The 14,410-nt window shown below is 72.6% G+C and carries 10 protein-coding genes; 5 read left to right on the forward strand and 5 right to left on the reverse strand.

What is annotated here, in order from left to right:
• Positions 1 to 7 precede the first annotated feature (7 nt).
• Both SCAB_RS09255 and SCAB_RS09260 read right to left on the reverse strand, forming a co-directional pair.
• A complete protein-coding gene (locus SCAB_RS09255; RefSeq protein ID WP_041668988.1) occupies positions 8 to 1,420 on the reverse strand; it encodes an RICIN domain-containing protein in 1,413 nt (470 codons plus the stop codon).
• An 11-nt stretch (positions 1,421 to 1,431) separates the two neighbouring features.
• A complete protein-coding gene (locus tag SCAB_RS09260; protein ID WP_012999802.1) occupies positions 1,432 to 2,505 on the reverse strand; it encodes a glycoside hydrolase family 43 protein in 1,074 nt (357 codons plus the stop codon).
• A gap of 234 nt (positions 2,506 to 2,739) precedes the next feature.
• Between SCAB_RS09260 and SCAB_RS09265 the strand changes: the two genes are divergently transcribed.
• Positions 2,740 to 4,851 carry an autotransporter gene (locus SCAB_RS09265; RefSeq protein WP_012999803.1) on the forward strand — a complete coding sequence of 704 codons (2,112 nt, stop codon included), beginning with the start codon at positions 2,740 to 2,742 and terminating at the stop codon, positions 4,849 to 4,851.
• A 61-nt stretch (positions 4,852 to 4,912) separates the two neighbouring features.
• Here the strand turns inward: SCAB_RS09265 and SCAB_RS09270 are convergent, their stop codons facing one another.
• Positions 4,913 to 6,385, reverse strand: a complete 1,473-nt coding sequence (locus tag SCAB_RS09270) for an amino acid permease (protein WP_012999804.1) — start codon at positions 6,383 to 6,385, stop codon at positions 4,913 to 4,915.
• A gap of 135 nt (positions 6,386 to 6,520) precedes the next feature.
• Between SCAB_RS09270 and mmuM the strand changes: the two genes are divergently transcribed.
• Positions 6,521 to 7,474 (forward strand): homocysteine S-methyltransferase, encoded by a 954-nt coding sequence (mmuM, locus tag SCAB_RS09275; protein WP_012999805.1) that lies wholly within the window; start codon positions 6,521 to 6,523, stop codon positions 7,472 to 7,474.
• Between the two features lie 19 nt (positions 7,475 to 7,493).
• Here the strand turns inward: mmuM and SCAB_RS09280 are convergent, their stop codons facing one another.
• On the reverse strand, positions 7,494 to 9,122 hold the full coding sequence (locus SCAB_RS09280) for a carboxylesterase/lipase family protein (RefSeq protein ID WP_037724170.1): 1,629 nt from the start codon (positions 9,120 to 9,122) through the stop codon (positions 7,494 to 7,496).
• Positions 9,123 to 9,721: 599 nt separating this feature from the next.
• Here SCAB_RS09280 and SCAB_RS09285 point away from each other — a divergent pair.
• The 3 genes from SCAB_RS09285 (at position 9,722) to SCAB_RS09295 (ending at position 13,643) form a co-directional block, all read left to right on the forward strand.
• A complete protein-coding gene (locus SCAB_RS09285; RefSeq protein ID WP_012999807.1) occupies positions 9,722 to 10,762 on the forward strand; it encodes a LacI family DNA-binding transcriptional regulator in 1,041 nt (346 codons plus the stop codon).
• Positions 10,763 to 10,966: 204 nt separating this feature from the next.
• On the forward strand, positions 10,967 to 13,078 hold the full coding sequence (locus tag SCAB_RS09290; RefSeq protein ID WP_012999808.1) for an alkaline phosphatase family protein: 2,112 nt from the start codon (positions 10,967 to 10,969) through the stop codon (positions 13,076 to 13,078).
• A gap of 139 nt (positions 13,079 to 13,217) precedes the next feature.
• Positions 13,218 to 13,643, forward strand: coding sequence for a VOC family protein (locus SCAB_RS09295; RefSeq protein ID WP_231884921.1), 426 nt, complete (start codon positions 13,218 to 13,220; stop codon positions 13,641 to 13,643).
• 22 nt (positions 13,644 to 13,665) lie between these two features.
• Here the strand turns inward: SCAB_RS09295 and SCAB_RS09300 are convergent, their stop codons facing one another.
• The gene (locus SCAB_RS09300; RefSeq protein ID WP_012999810.1) at positions 13,666 to 14,352 is read right to left on the reverse strand and encodes a helix-turn-helix domain-containing protein; all 687 of its coding nucleotides are present in this window, start codon (positions 14,350 to 14,352) and stop codon (positions 13,666 to 13,668) included.
• Positions 14,353 to 14,410 lie beyond the last annotated feature (58 nt).

The following is a 14,410-nucleotide window of genomic DNA, read 5'->3' on the forward strand; positions in this document are numbered from 1 at the left end:
CGGTTCGTCATGTACCGCGCGTCCACTGCTGATTCGTGCCGCTGCCGCACGCGTACGTGATGACGGCGGCGCCGTCGGCGGTGGACGCGCCGCTGACGTCCAGGCACTTGCCGGTCGCGCGGGACTTGACGTTCACGTAGGAGCCGGTGGTGACGAGCGAGAACTGCTGGGCCGTGTTCGAGGCGTCGCAGTTCTCCTGGGTGACCGTGCCGGTGTTCTCCTGCACGCACAGGGAGCTGTGCCGGGTCATGAGCTGGTAGTAGCCGCTGCCGGCGGACTTGAACCAGTACTTCTGGTTGGTGCCGCCGTTGCACGTGTACTGCTTGATCTGGGCTCCCGGCCACTGCGACTGGCTGGTGACGTCGGCGCACTTGGACGAGTGGCGGGCGATCAGGGTGTTGTAGGTGGCGCTGGTCCCGCTGATCGTGCCGGTGGCCGTGTCGACGGTGACCTCGGGCGACCAGGACAGGGACATCGTGGTCGAGGTCGGGAAGGTCAGCGGCAGCCAGACGTAGCGGGAGTCGTTGACCGTGCCGCCGAAGGAGTTGCCCCAGCGGTCGCCCAGGTAGAGGTACGAGGTGGCCGAGGTGCCCTGCACGGGCAGGACGTACGCGGTCTGCGAGCCGAAGGCCGTGACATCGCCGACGTTGGTCATGGCCGTCCAGGGGCCCGCGATGCTGGTGGCGGTGGCGTACTGCTGCTGGTTGGGGTTCCAGCCGGTGGCGCCCGAGGTGAGCATGAAGTAGACGCCGCCCCGCTTGAACAGGGCGGGTGCCTCGCGGTGGCCGCCGTGCCAGGGGTCGGCGACGAGGGCGGCGACACCGGTGTAGTCGGCGGTGAGCCGGTAGATCTGCAGGTCGTAGTTCTCGCGGGCCGCCGAGATCATGTAGCCGGTGCCGTCGGTGTCCACGAACGTGGTGATGTCACGGGACATGTGCTGGCCGAGCGGCCGGAAGCTGCCCCGCCAGGTGTAGTTCCCGTCGACGGTGTCGGAGACGGCGACGGCCGCGCGGGCCTCGCTGTAGTCGACGCCGTTCTCCTTGTGCATCCACATCACGAACTTGCCGGTGGCCGCGTTGTACATGACCTTGGGCCGCTCGATGTTGGCGGTCGCCAGTTCCGGATCCGTGGCCTCGGTCAGGACGTGGTTGCGGAACTCCCAGGTCTTCAGGTCCGTGGAGCGGTACGCCGACACGTACTTGAAGGTGTTGTCGGCGTTGCGGTTCTCGCCGAACCAGTAGTAGTAGGTGCCGACCTTGAGGACACCGCCGCCGTGGGCGTGCAGGGGGTTGCCCGACGTGTCCTTGAACTGGGTGCCGTTGGGGACGGTCTGCGGCGCCGCCTGGGCGGGGCCGGCGGTGACGAGGGCGCCGGCCAGCGCCAGACAGAGCGCGAGGAGCGTCGCGTACACACGTCTCATGTCAGCTCTCCTTACCGGGTGTTCGGGGTGGTCGTGTCGGCTACGGGGACTCCGAAGTCGGGGGTGCCGTCGGGCTTCCAGCCGAGGCGCTGGATCCGGGTGTGGCGGTTGGGGTCGTTGAGCGGGTCGCCGACGATGTCCTTGTACTGGCGGGCGTGATAGACGAGGACGTCGGTGCGTCCGTCCTCGGCGACGGTGAAGCTGTTGTGGCCCGGACCGTACTGCCGGGTGGTGTCGTTGCTGGTGAAGACGGGGGTCGGGGACTTGGACCAGTGGGCGGGGTTCATGAGGTCGGCGTCGGCGTCGATGGTCAGCAGGCCCATGCAGTAGTGGAAGTCGGTGGCGCTGGCCGAGTACGTCATGAAGAGACGGCCGTTGCGTTTGATGACCGACGGACCCTCGTTGACCTTGAAGCCGATGACCTCCCAGTCCAGCTCGGGTGTGGTCAGGCGCACCTGGGGGCCGGTCAGGGTGAGGGGGTCGGCCATCTTCGAGAGCCAGACGGCGGTGTTGTTGTCCATCCCGGGCTCGTGCTGTGCCCACGCGAGGTAGCGGGAGCCCCGGTGGGTGAAGGTGGTGGCGTCCAGGGAGAAGGTCTCCCAGGCGGTCTTCAGCTGACCGCGCTCGACCCACGTCCCCTTGAAGGGGTCGGGGTGCGCGTTCTCCAGCACCCAGATACGGATGGCCCAGATGTCCTCGGCGGGCGCGGAGGCGAAGTAGATGTACCACTTGCCGTCGATGCGGTGGATCTCCGGCGCCCAGATGTGCGCGCCCATCACACCCGTGGCGTGCTTGCGCCAGATCACGGACTCGGCTGCCGTCGACAGCCCGCGCAGGGTGCGGGAGCGGCGCAGGACGATCCGGTCGTACTCGGGCGCGGTCGCCGTGAAGTAGTAGAAGCCGTCGGTGTGCCGGTTGATGTGCGGGTCGGCGCGGTTGCGGACCAGCGGATTGACGTACGCGGGCCGGCCGGGGGACGCGTGGGCGGCGGTGGGGGGCAGCGCGGCGAGGGCGCCGGCGGCCAGGGCGCCCTTCAGGAGCAGCCTTCGGTCGGGGGGCTGGGGGAGTTCGTGCTCGCGGCTCACGCGGTCTGCCTCTCTGCAGAGTGCTGCACGGTGGGGGGAGACAAAAGAAAACAGAATCGTTCGACATTTCGCACAAGATCGGTCATGGCGAACGGCGAAAAGGTAAGGGTGTGTTACGTCCAGGTCAACGGGTCGGGCGAGACGAACACAAGCTCACAGGAACGAACCGATGGGGAGAAGCCGGACCTCGCGAGGTTTCTGTTATCCGCGTGCGCCCCGGACCGTCTCCGGACCGTGCACAGCCAATTCCACAAGACAGCGGCCGCCGCCGGAGCCCTGGCGGTCACCGCCCTCCTGCTCGGCGCCCCCACCGCCACCGCCGCCGGCCCCCACGACGCGACCCCCGACGTACTGGCGGGGCGGGACGTCACGCTCAGCGGGGACACGGTGGTGACCGTGCCGCCCGGGACGACCACGTACGACGGTGTGTTCAGCGGCACCGGCTCCCTCACCGTGCGCGGCACCGGGACGCTGGTCCTCACCCGGGACAGCGACTTCACCCTGCCCAAGTCCCGGCAGCGGCAACGCGTGCGGATCCTCGGCGGCAACCACCCGTACGTCACCGTCACCCGCCCGGACCCGCCGGCCGTGACCGTCGAGCGGGGCGCGACCCTCCAGTACGGGAACCGCGGCGCGACCGGGGTGATCGGCCACTACCCGTACGGCACCCCGGCGTTCCGGCTGAACCAGAACAACATCCGCGTCGACGGCACCCTGCGGCTCACCCTGAAGGACGTGGCGTACAACCTGGGGACGATCAGCGGTTCCGGCCTGGTCAGCCAGCCGAGGTTCCTGTGGGCCACCTGGGACCTGTCGGGCACCCATCCGTTCACCGGGGTCATCGACAACGGCACGCAGGTGAACGCCGGGCGCCCGGAGTACGCGACCTCCCTGCCGAACGCGCGCAAGGTCCTCAACCAGGGCACCTGGACCGTGGACACCCCGCTCGGCCGGACCGTCACCCAGGGCATGGACTTCTACCAGCGCGAGTACGGCAGCGACATCAACGTCCAGTCGCGGCCCGGCAGCAAGGTGATCCTCACCGGTCAGTACAGCTGGTCCGACCGGGGCGGCGACACCAACCCCTCGCTCAGCGACCCTGCCCTGAACTGGACGCCGGCGCGCAAGAACGTGAACAAGCGCGGCACCAACATCAAGGGCGCGAACGTCCAGTGGGGCGACGGGACGACGGACAAGATCTTCATGCCGGGCACCGCCGAGACGGTCTACATCAACCTCCTCGCCGCGCGCTCCCGTTCACGGCTCACCTTCGACTACGACGGGCCCGTCACCCTGGGCGCCCCCATCGGCGGCGGCCGCTTCCACGACACCCTCTCAGCGCCCGGCGCCGGGGACGTCGTCGTCGCCGGGACCCGGGGCAACGACGTCACCTTCGCCGCCGTCCAGTACTACGACGGGTCGACGACGGTCGAGAAGGGCGCGGTGCTGCGGCTGGGCAGCGGCAGGCCGGGCGGGGACGGCGGCCTCCACACCGCGGGCGCCCTCTGCCGGGTGGTCGACGACGGCTCGCTGATCGTGCGGAACGTCGCGAAGCCGGTGACCCTGTCACGGGTCGGCGGCAGCGGCTCGCTCACCCAGGCGGGCCGGGCCACCACGACCCTGACCGGCGGCGAGGTGACCTACACCGGAGCGACGACCGTCACGAAGGGCACGCTGGCGCTCCGGAAGGGAGCGACTCTCGGCCGGAGCAGGACCATTCGGCTCACCACCGCGGGGGCGAGGCTCGACGCGGGCACGGCGGGACTGAGGGTGACCAGGTCGCTGTCGGGCAGGGGCACGGTGAAGGGCGCGGTGACCAACGCGGGTGTGGTCGCCGGCGGCCTCACGGTGACCGGCGACTTCACCCAGACCGCGAAGGGCGAACTGGTGCTGCGCGACCGGCCGTTGCGGGTGAACGGGGCGGCACGCCTCGCCGGCGGACTGGATCTCGCGGCGCTGACCTCCGGCGGCCGTCCCGGCGCGCGGGTCACCGTGATCGACCACCGGGGGAAGGGCCGGACCACCGGGACGTTCACCGGGCTGCCCGAGGGCGCCGAGGTGAGGCCGGCCGCGCACACGTACCGGATCTCCTACCGGGGCGGTGACGGCAACGACGTCGTGCTGACCAGGGTGAAGGCGCACCGGGCGCCGTCGGCCGTGAGCACCGCCGGTGCCGGTGCCGTCGAGACCCGTACGCGCACCCTGAGCGCCTCCGCCGACTCCGGGCTCGGCTGGTGGCCGTACGCGCTCGCCCTCGGCGGGCTGTGCGGGCTGCTGGTTCCGGTGGCCCGCCGCCGCGGGAGGGGCCGCGGCAAGGGCGGCGGCCGGCACGCGGCCGCGGGCTGAGCCTCCCCACCGCGCCCGGCCGTGCCGGGCGCGGTACGGCGGTGTGCTCCCGCGCCGCGACTCAGGCCCGGACCTCGGCGACCGCCTCGGCCCCGCCCTCGGGCGCGTTCCCGGCGTCCGTCTCCTCGGTGCCCTCCTGCCGGCCCCGCAGCCACACGTAGACCGGGATGCCCGCGAACAGGAACAGGGCGCCCTGGTAGACGGCCGCGTAGCCGGCGCCGGCGATCAGCCAGAAGGAGAAGGCGAAGGAGAGGCCCGCGACGATCAGGTCCCGGACCAGGCCGGCCGGGCGGACCCGCTCACGGGTGCCCCGGGCCAGCCAGTACAGCTGGGCGGCGGCGGAGAGCAGATACGGGACGCAGCCGGTGAACGTGGTGATGAGGACCAGGACGCGGAAGGCGGTGTCCGGGTCGTCCGCGTAGTTGATCACGATCAGCAGGGTGCCGAGCACGGCGGTGGCGAGGACGCCGAAGCCGGGCACACCGCCCTTGCCGACCCGGGCGAAGCGCTGGGGGAAGAGGCCGTCGCGGGCGGCGGCGTACGGCATCTGGGCGCTGAGCAGGACCCAGCCGTTCAGGCAGCCGACGATCGAGGCGACGGCGACCAGCGCGATCACCGTGCCGCCCCAGCTGCCGCCTGCCATCGCGTTCACGGCGTCGGCGAAGGGTGCCCCCGAGTCCACCAGCTCCTTGTGCGGGACCAGACCGAACACGGCGACCGTGCCGAGGATGTAGACCAGCGCGGAGGCGAGCGTGCCGAGGACGCTGGCGCGGCCCACGGTGCGCTCGGGGTCCTTGACCTCGCCCGCGCTGACGGCGGCCGACTCGACACCGAGGAAGCTGTAGAGCAGGAGCGCGGCGGCGGCGGCGAGCGCGCCGGGGGTGCTTTCGCCGGAGGCGTTGAAGGGGCCGTAGTTGTCGGCGTCGACGAAGAACAGGCCGATGGTGGCCACCAGCAGCAGCGGGACGAACTTCAGCACGGTGGAGACGACCTGCACGGCGCCCACGTAGCGGGTGCCCGCGAAGTTGGCGGCGGCCGGCAGCCACAGGGCGGCCAGGGCCACCAGCGCCAGGACGGCCTTGCTGTCGCCCAGGGGTATCAGCACGTCCACGTAGCCGACCACGCCGACGGCGAGCGCGGCGATGCTGACCCAGCACATCGTCCAGTACGACCAGGCCGACAGGAAGCCCGCGAACGGCCCGAAGGCGTCGCGGGGGTAGACGTAGAGGCCACCGGTGACCGGGCTGCGCCGGGCCAGCTTCCCGAAGAGCAGCGCCAGCAGGACGGCGGCCACGGACAGGACACCGAAGGCCAGCAGGCTGACCGTGCCGTACGGGGCGACGGTGGCGGGGAGCGTGAAGATGCCGCCGCCGATGATGTTGCCCATCACGAGGGCGGTGGCCGCCACGACGCCGAACTTCCGGCCCGGGGCGGCCGCGCCCGTCGCGACCGGCCCGGAGGCCGCGGTCGCCTCGGTGCCGGTGGCCGGGGCCGGTTCGGGCTCGGTGGCCTCGGGGGTGCTGGTGGTGGTCATGGCGGTTCCCGGGGGATGAGCGGGGGAAGGGGAGGGCGCGATCGTACCGCCGTGTTCCACATGGTGGGCGATCTGTTCATCTGATGGACATACTGGGGGTGGGTCCGCCCCCGTGGCTCGGTTACCGTCGACGGCATGACCAGCAACGCATCCGGCAGCCCCTCCCCCGTCCCCGGCCCTCCGTCCGGCAGGTTCGCCGCGGCCCTGGCCGCCGACGTCCTCGTTCTCGACGGCGGTATGTCCAACCAGCTGGAGTCGGCCGGGCACGACTTGAGCGACGAGCTGTGGTCGGCGCGGCTGCTCGCGGAGAGCCCGAAGGCGATCACCGAGGCCCATCTCGCCTACTTCGAGGCGGGCGCGAACGTGGCCATCACCGCCAGCTACCAGGCCACCTTCGACGGCTTCGCCAAGCGCGGGATCGACGGCGACCGGGCGGCCGAACTCATGGCCCTGAGCATCGGGCTGGCCGCGGACGCGGCGGCCGAGGCCGGGACCCGCGGCGAGGCACGCCCGCTGCTGGTGGCCGCCTCGGTCGGCCCGTACGGGGCCATGCTCGCGGACGGCTCCGAGTACCGCGGCCGTTACGGGCTGGGTGTGGCCGAGCTGGAACGGTTCCACCGGCCCCGGCTGGAGGTGCTGGCCGCCGCCCGCCCCGACGTACTGGCCCTGGAGACGATCCCGGACACCGACGAGGCCGAGGCCCTGCTGCGGGCGGTGCGCGGTCTGGACGTGCCCGCCTGGCTGTCGTACACCGTCGCCGGTGACCGCACCCGCGCCGGGCAGCCCCTGGAGGAGGCCTTCGCACTGGCCGCCGACGCCGAGGAGATCGTCGCCGTCGGGGTGAACTGCTGCGCGTCCGAGGACGTGGACGGCGCGATCGAGACGGCCGTCCGGGTCACCGGAAAGCCGGTCGTCGTGTATCCGAACAGCGGCGAGACCTGGGACGCGGCGGCCCGGTCCTGGACCGGGCGGTCCACGTTCACCACGGAGCAGGTGCTGGGGTGGCGGGCGGCCGGGGCCCGGCTCATCGGCGGCTGCTGCCGGGTGGGACCCGAGGCCGTCTCGGCGATCGCGCGGACGCTGGCCTGAGGGGCCGCCGGGCCCGGTCTCAGGGACTGCGGCGGAAGCGGCGCAGGGCAGGGAGCGGGCCTCCGCCCGAGGTGACGAAGGTGCCCGCGCCCTGCACCCGCCGGGGGCGCCGGGTGTCGGCGTCCCAGAGCGCGAGTTCGGGGTCGTAGGGGCCGAGGACCATCCGGGGGCCGTCCGGGGAATCAGGTCCGTCCGGGCTGTCCGGGGTGTCGAAGACGCGGACCGGGTGGGTGGGGTCCCAGGCGGGCCAGCCGGGGGTGCCCTCCGTCGCGAAGCGGACCCAGGCGGTGTGCATGGCGGCGGCCAGGTCGCGCGGAGGGTTCTCGCCGGCGAGCTTGGTGGAGGCCGGGGTGTCGCCCGTGTCGAAGACGAAGCCGAGTTCGAGGGCGTGGCAGGAGCCGAGGGCGGGGACGCCGGAGGGCCAGGCGAACTCGTAGAGGTAGGAGTGGGCCTGGCCGAGGCGGGCGTCCGCCACGCGGTGCAGGGGGACGCGCAGGAGGTGGTCGGTGACGAGCCGGCCGACCAGGTCGGCGGTTCCCAGGTCGGGGTGGAGGTCGCGGTAGCCGCGGGGCAGCTCCGGACCGCAGCGGCAGCGGGCCCGTGCGCCGGCCAGGGCGACGGCGCCGAGACGGTCCACGCGTTCCTGGAGGCCGCCGGGGACGAGCCAGAGACGGTGCTCGTCACGGGTCCAGCCCATCAGGAGGTCGGTCCCCGGGGCCGCGCCGTGCTCGGTCAGCGCCTCCAGCGGATCGCTGGGCAGCAGCTCGCCGTCGACGACGATGCCGAAGGCGGGGCCGCCCAGCACCGGACTGCTGAGGCGGCCGGCCTCCGCCTGCGCCTCGACGAGGGCGGACCGGTCCACGGCCGCGAACGCCTCGGCGGTCGCCGGGACCTTCAGCCGGGCCGCCATCCGGCGGACCATGCGCCGCACCTTGTCCCGGTCCAGGGCCTCGGGAGGCCCGCTCTGCAGGACGGCCCGCCGGAACAGGCCCCGCGCGCGGGGGACGGCCAGCAGCGCGCCGACGCTGATGGCTCCCGCCGACTGACCGGCCAGGGTCACCCGGTCCGGGTCGCCGCCGAAGGCGCCGACCGACTCCCGTACCCACTCCAGCGCGGCCAGCTGGTCCCGCAGCCCGAGATTGGGCGGGGCGTCCGGGAAGAGGCCGTAACCCTCCACTCCCAGCCGGTAGTTGAGGGACACCAGCACCACACCGTCACGGGCGAAGGCGGCGCCGTCGTAGACCGGCACCGCCGACGAACCCCGGGTGAGGGCGCCGCCGTGGATCCAGACCATGACCGGCAGCCGGGCCCCCGGGCGCGGGTCCGGTGTCCACACGTTCAGGTTGAGGCAGTCGTCGCCCGGGACGACGGGGTCCGAGAGACAGCGGGCGAACGCCTCCGAGTACGGCGGCTTCGCTGGAGTCGGCCCGAAGGCGACGGCCTCCCGCACCCCCGTCCAGGGCTCGGGCGGCACGGGCGGACGGAACCGGCGCGGACCGACTGGCGGGGCCGCGTACGGGACACCCCGGAACACCGCGATCCGTTCGCCGCGGCCGTCCCCGTTCCCGCCCTGGTCGCGGTACTCGTAGACGCCGCGTACGGCACCGTACGGCGTCCTCACCACGGGGCCCTGCCGGTCTGCCGTCATCGCACCAGCTCCTCACGCCCGCCCGCTCGTGGACCGTCGTCCACCTCAGAGCACCACATCCCCTCGCGGTATTCCGGTCGTGCCGGGGCTGGGACGGCCGTTCGGGGGACGGGTACCCGGCCGGCGTACGCCGGGGTGCGCGGCGGGCTCCTGCCGGTACCGACGACGGGCCGCCGTTCGGTGTGGCTGCCGACGGGCCGCCGTTCGGGTGCGGCTGCCGACGGGCCGCCGTTCGGGTGCGGATGGCCGTCGGGAGGCCGTTCGGGTGCGGATGGTCGTCGGGAGGCCGTTCGGTGCGGCTACGGCATCGGCCCGGTCCGTGACCGCTCCCGCTCTCGCTCCCGCTCGGACAGCGCCTGCAGCCGGTCTCGCGTCCGAATTCCACCGCCCAGCCCGGTCGGCCGACCCGCCCAGGGCCCCTTGTTCGAAGTTTCGAAAGTTTTGGCACGGACGGTCCTGTGAATCCCTGCTTCTTCCCGCCGTGTTGAGTTGGGCTTACGGTAGGAAGCGCTTGCTACGCGAGGGACGCCTCCGTCGCGCGGGCGACGCTGTTCGAAAATTTCACCGGCCCCGGGACGGGCCTGAGAGGTGGAGTCGCGATGGTGCGTGGCGGGAGCGCGACGGCCGGGCCGACGCTGGCGGTGGTGGCACGCGAGGCCGGGGTGTCCGTGCCGACCGCCTCGAAGGTGGTCAACGGCCGGGAGGACGTGGCCCCGGAGACCAGGCGCCGGGTCACCGAGGCGCTGGACCGGCTCGGTTACGTCCGCAGACCCCGGTTCGAGCCGTCGAAGCCGCCGCGCATGGTCGACCTGGTGGTCCACTCCCTGGAGAGTTCCTGGTCGGGCGCGGTCCTGCACGGCGTCGAACAGGCCGCCCACGACGCCGGCCTGGAGGTCGTGGTCTCGGCCGGTCCGAGCCGCACCCGGGGCGTCCGTCCCGAACGCGGCTGGTTCGACAGGCTCGCCGCCCGGGGCTCCGCGGGCGTGCTGTTCAACCTGGCCGAGCTGTCCCCCGCCCAGCACTCCTGGCTCACCCAGCACCGCATCCCGTTCGTGCTCATCGACCCGGTCCTCGAACCGCCGCCCGGCGTGGTGTCGGTCGGGGCGGCCAACTGGCAGGGCGGGATGACCGCCGCCGAGCATCTGCTGTCCCTGGGTCACGAGCGGATCGCGGTGATCGCCGGGTACCGGCGCAAGATGTGCAGCAGCGCCCGGGTGGCGGGCTACCGCTCGGCGCTGGCGGCCGCGAAGATCCCGTACCGGCCGGAGTACATGCGCTACGGCAACTTCATGGAGACCACCGCCCACCACCGCATGCTCCAGCTGCTCGACCTCCCCGAGCCGCCGACCGCCGTGTTCGTCTGCTCGGACAAGATGGCCCTCGGGGTGTACGCGGCGCTGGCCGAGCGGGGGCTGCGGGTGCCGGACGACATCAGCGTGGTCGGGTTCGACGACCTCCCCGAGGCCCGCTGGACGACTCCGGGCCTCACCACGGTCCGTCAGCCGCTGTCGGAGATGGCGCAGACGGCTCTCCGGCTGCTGGTGCGGATGATGGAGGGCGACCAACCGGACGGCACCCGCACCGAGTTGTCGACACGGCTGGTGGAGCGGGCCAGCACGGGGGCGCCCCGCCCGGTCTGAGCAGGTGGGAACGGGTTGGCGATGGGCGCGTTTTGGTTCGGTCAAGTGGTTGCGAAGACCCTGAGTGCGGGTGAACGGTGGGCGTCGTGGGACCGTACGGCATAGCAATCGGCCCATCGGGGGGTCCGGCGGTACAAGCGGCCCCGGCCCACTCCGCTCCACCAGCACCGAGCTCCACATGCTCCACAGGGAAGGACCTTCGGGTTGTCGCACATACGCTCGCCGCAGCTTCCGGGACCGACACCGGCACCGGACGACGACAGGACCCCGGACGAAGCCACCCCTCCGGAGCCGACGTCCGTAGAGGCTTCGCCGGACGCGACGGCGACAGCGAGCGAACAGACGGAAGCGCAGGCTCGTACGGGGGCGGAGGACGCAACCGGCGCCGAGCCCGAGTCCACGTCCGCACCCGATGCGGGGCCGGAATCCGCGCCGGAGGCGCAGCCCGAGGCGGAGCCCGAGGCGGAGCCCGAGGCGGAGCCGAAGACGGAGACGGAGACAGCGGCGGAGGCTGGGGCGGAGGCGCAGCCAGCCCCTGAGCCGAAGACGGAGCCGGAGCCATCGGACCCGGTGCCGGGGCCATCGGACCCGACCCGGTCGCCGGACCCGGCACCCGCTTCCACCCCCGCATCCCCCGCCCCCACCCCCGCAGCCCCCTCCGGCCGGCGCACCACGCACCCCCGGGCCGCGCGGTACGTCACCTGGGCCGTGACCGGACTGGCCGTCGCGCTCGTCCTGTTCGCACTGCTCGTGCCGAACGACGTCACGAAGATCGAGTTCGGACGGTTCCTGCGCCTCCCGGCCGAGGGCATCCTCGTGGCGGGGCTGCTCCTCGTGCTGCCGGCGAAGGCGCGGCGCGTGGCGGTGGTGGTGGTCGGCGTGCTGCTCGGGCTGCTGACGACGCTCAAGATGCTGGACATGGGGTCGTACTGGACCCTGGACCGCCCGTTCGACCTGGTGCTCGACTGGATCCTGCTGGACAACGCGCGGACGTTCGTCCAGGACTCGCTCGGCGACACGGCGGCGCTGGCGGTGACCGTCGGGGTGATCGCGCTGACGCTGGTGCTTCCGGTGCTGATGACACTGGCGGTGGCACGGATCAGCCGGCTGATGACGCGCAACCGCCACACGGCTGGCCGGACGCTGCTCGTCCTGGGCACCGCATGGATCATGTGTTCGACGCTGACGCTGGAGGTGGCCGACGTCCCCGTCGCCTCGCACAGCGCGGCGACGCTCGTGGAGAACCGGATCGAGTCGGTGAGCGACGGCCTCAAGGACGGCGAGGCGTTCCGCAAGCAGTCCGCGGTGGACGCCTTCGCGGACGTGCCGCCCGAGCAGCTGCTGACGGGGCTGCGCGGCAAGGACGTACTGATCACGTTCATCGAGAGCTACGGCCGCTCCGCGATCGACGACCCGCGGATGGGCGAGCCGCTCAGCCGCACGCTCGCGCAGAAGACGCAGGAGCTGAAGGACGCCGGGTACGCGTCGCAGAGCGGCTGGCTGCGCTCCCCCATCACGGGCGCCGGCAGCTGGCTGGGGCACTCCACGTTCCTGTCCGGTCTGTGGATCAAGAACCAGTCGCGTTACGCCAACCTCGTCGCCAGCGACCGGCTCACCCTCACCGAGGCGTTCCGGCGCACCGGCGCCTGGCGCACGGTCGGTGTCGTGCCGGGTACCCAGAAGGCGTGGCCGGAGGGCAAGTACTTCGGCCTGGACCACATCTACGACTCGGACCAGCTCGGCTACAAGGGACCGAAGTTCAGCTGGTCGACGATGCCCGACCAGTACACGCTGAAGGCGTTCGAGGAGCTGGAGCACGGCAAGAAGGACCGTGAGCCGATGATGGCGGAGATCATCCTGACCTCCAGCCACAACCCGTGGGCACCCATCCCGAGCACGATCCCCGACGACCAGGTCGGCGACGGGTCGGTCTACCACGGGCTGCAGAAGGCCGAGGGCAAGAACCCCACGGAGGTCTGGAAGGATCCGCTGGCCGTACGGGACGAGTACCGCAAGTCGATCCAGTACTCGGTGAGCAGTCTCGTCGACTTCGTGGCCAAGCACGGCTCCCGGGACACCGTCCTGGTCTTCCTCGGTGACCACCAGCCCAACAAGACGGTCACCGGCGCCAACCCCAGCCACGACGTCCCGGTCTCCATCGTCGCCAAGGACCCCGAGGTCCTGAAGAAGGTCGCCGACTGGGGCTGGACCGACGGTCTCCAGCCCGCCGACAACACCCCGGTGTGGCGGATGGACAAGTTCCGCGACCGCTTCATGACGGCGTTCGGCCCGCAGCAGCCGGGCGGTACGTCCTGACGGACCACGGACTGACGGACTGACGGACTGACGGACCCGGCACACGGACTCCGCGGCCCTGGGCGGGCCCCGCGACGGTGCGGGGCCCGTGTCCGATTCCTTCAAGACCGGCTCGCGGCGGTCCGCCTACGGTGGCCGCATGACTCCACGACTCGACGCGATCGGCATGGTGGCCTCGGACATGGCCGCCTCCGTCGCCTTCTACCGCCGCCTCGGCTTCGCCTTCCCGGAGGGTGCCGAGCACCTGCCGCACGCCGAGGCGGACCTGCCCGGCGGACTCCGGCTGCTGCTCGACACCGTGGAGACCGTCCGGTCCTTCCATCCGGGTTTCCGCCCCGGGAAGGGCGGCGGCGGGCTGGCCCTGCTGTGCGACAGCCCGGCCGAGGTCGACGCGGTGTACGCGGAGCTGGTGGACGCCGGGTACCGCGGCGAGATCGAGCCGTGGGACGCGGTGTGGGGCCAGCGGTACGCCGTCGTCCTCGACCCCGACGGCAACGGCGTCGACCTCTTCGCACCTCTGCCGGCCTCCGTATCCGCCCCTGCCCCTGCCCCTGCCCCTGAGTAGCCCGGCGCCCGGCGGGCCCCCGCTAGCGTCCGCCGAGCAGTTCACCGAGCGGCAGACCCGCCAACTCCCTTACGTCACGGGCGAGGTGGGCCTGGTCGGCGTAGCCGCTGCGGGCCGCCGTCTCGGCGAAGGGCACGCCGTCCCGGGCGAGCGCGAGCGCCCGCCGCAGCCGGAGCACGCGGGCCAGTGTCTTGGGTCCGTATCCGAACGCGGCGAGCGACCGGCGGTGCAACTGCCGGGCGCCGAGCCCGAGTTCGTCGGCGGTCGCCGCGACGGGCCGCCCCGCGTCGAGGGCGGTGACGACGTGTCGCAGCACCGGGTCGGGCCGCCCCACCTCGGCCGCCCGCTCCAGGACGACCGCTTCGAGTCCGCTCGCGGGATCACCGGCCGCGTTCACCCGCGCGGTGAGCCGCCGCACGTCCGCCGGCGACCACAGGTCGGCCAGCGCCACCCGCCGGTCGCGCAGTTCGTGCGCGGGCACCCCCAGGAAGGCGGGCGCCTGACCGGGGAAGAAGCGGAGCCCCGCCCAGCCGCCGGACGACCCTCCGGTGACGTACGCCCGGGTGTCGGGGCCGGCCACCAGCAGGCGCCCGTCGTGCCACAGCAGGTCCATGCACCCGTCGGGCAGGACCCGCCCCGCACCCGGCTCACCGGGGCCGGCGGTCCACACCACGGCCCCGTCCAGCCGGGAAGCCCTTTCCACGTACACGGGAACGAGGCTACGCCCGGGGAGGCCGGGCCGCGCCCGCCCTCCGGGGCGGGGCCGC

It is taken from the genome of Streptomyces scabiei 87.22, assembly GCF_000091305.1.
GTDB lineage: Bacteria > Actinomycetota > Actinomycetes > Streptomycetales > Streptomycetaceae > Streptomyces > Streptomyces scabiei.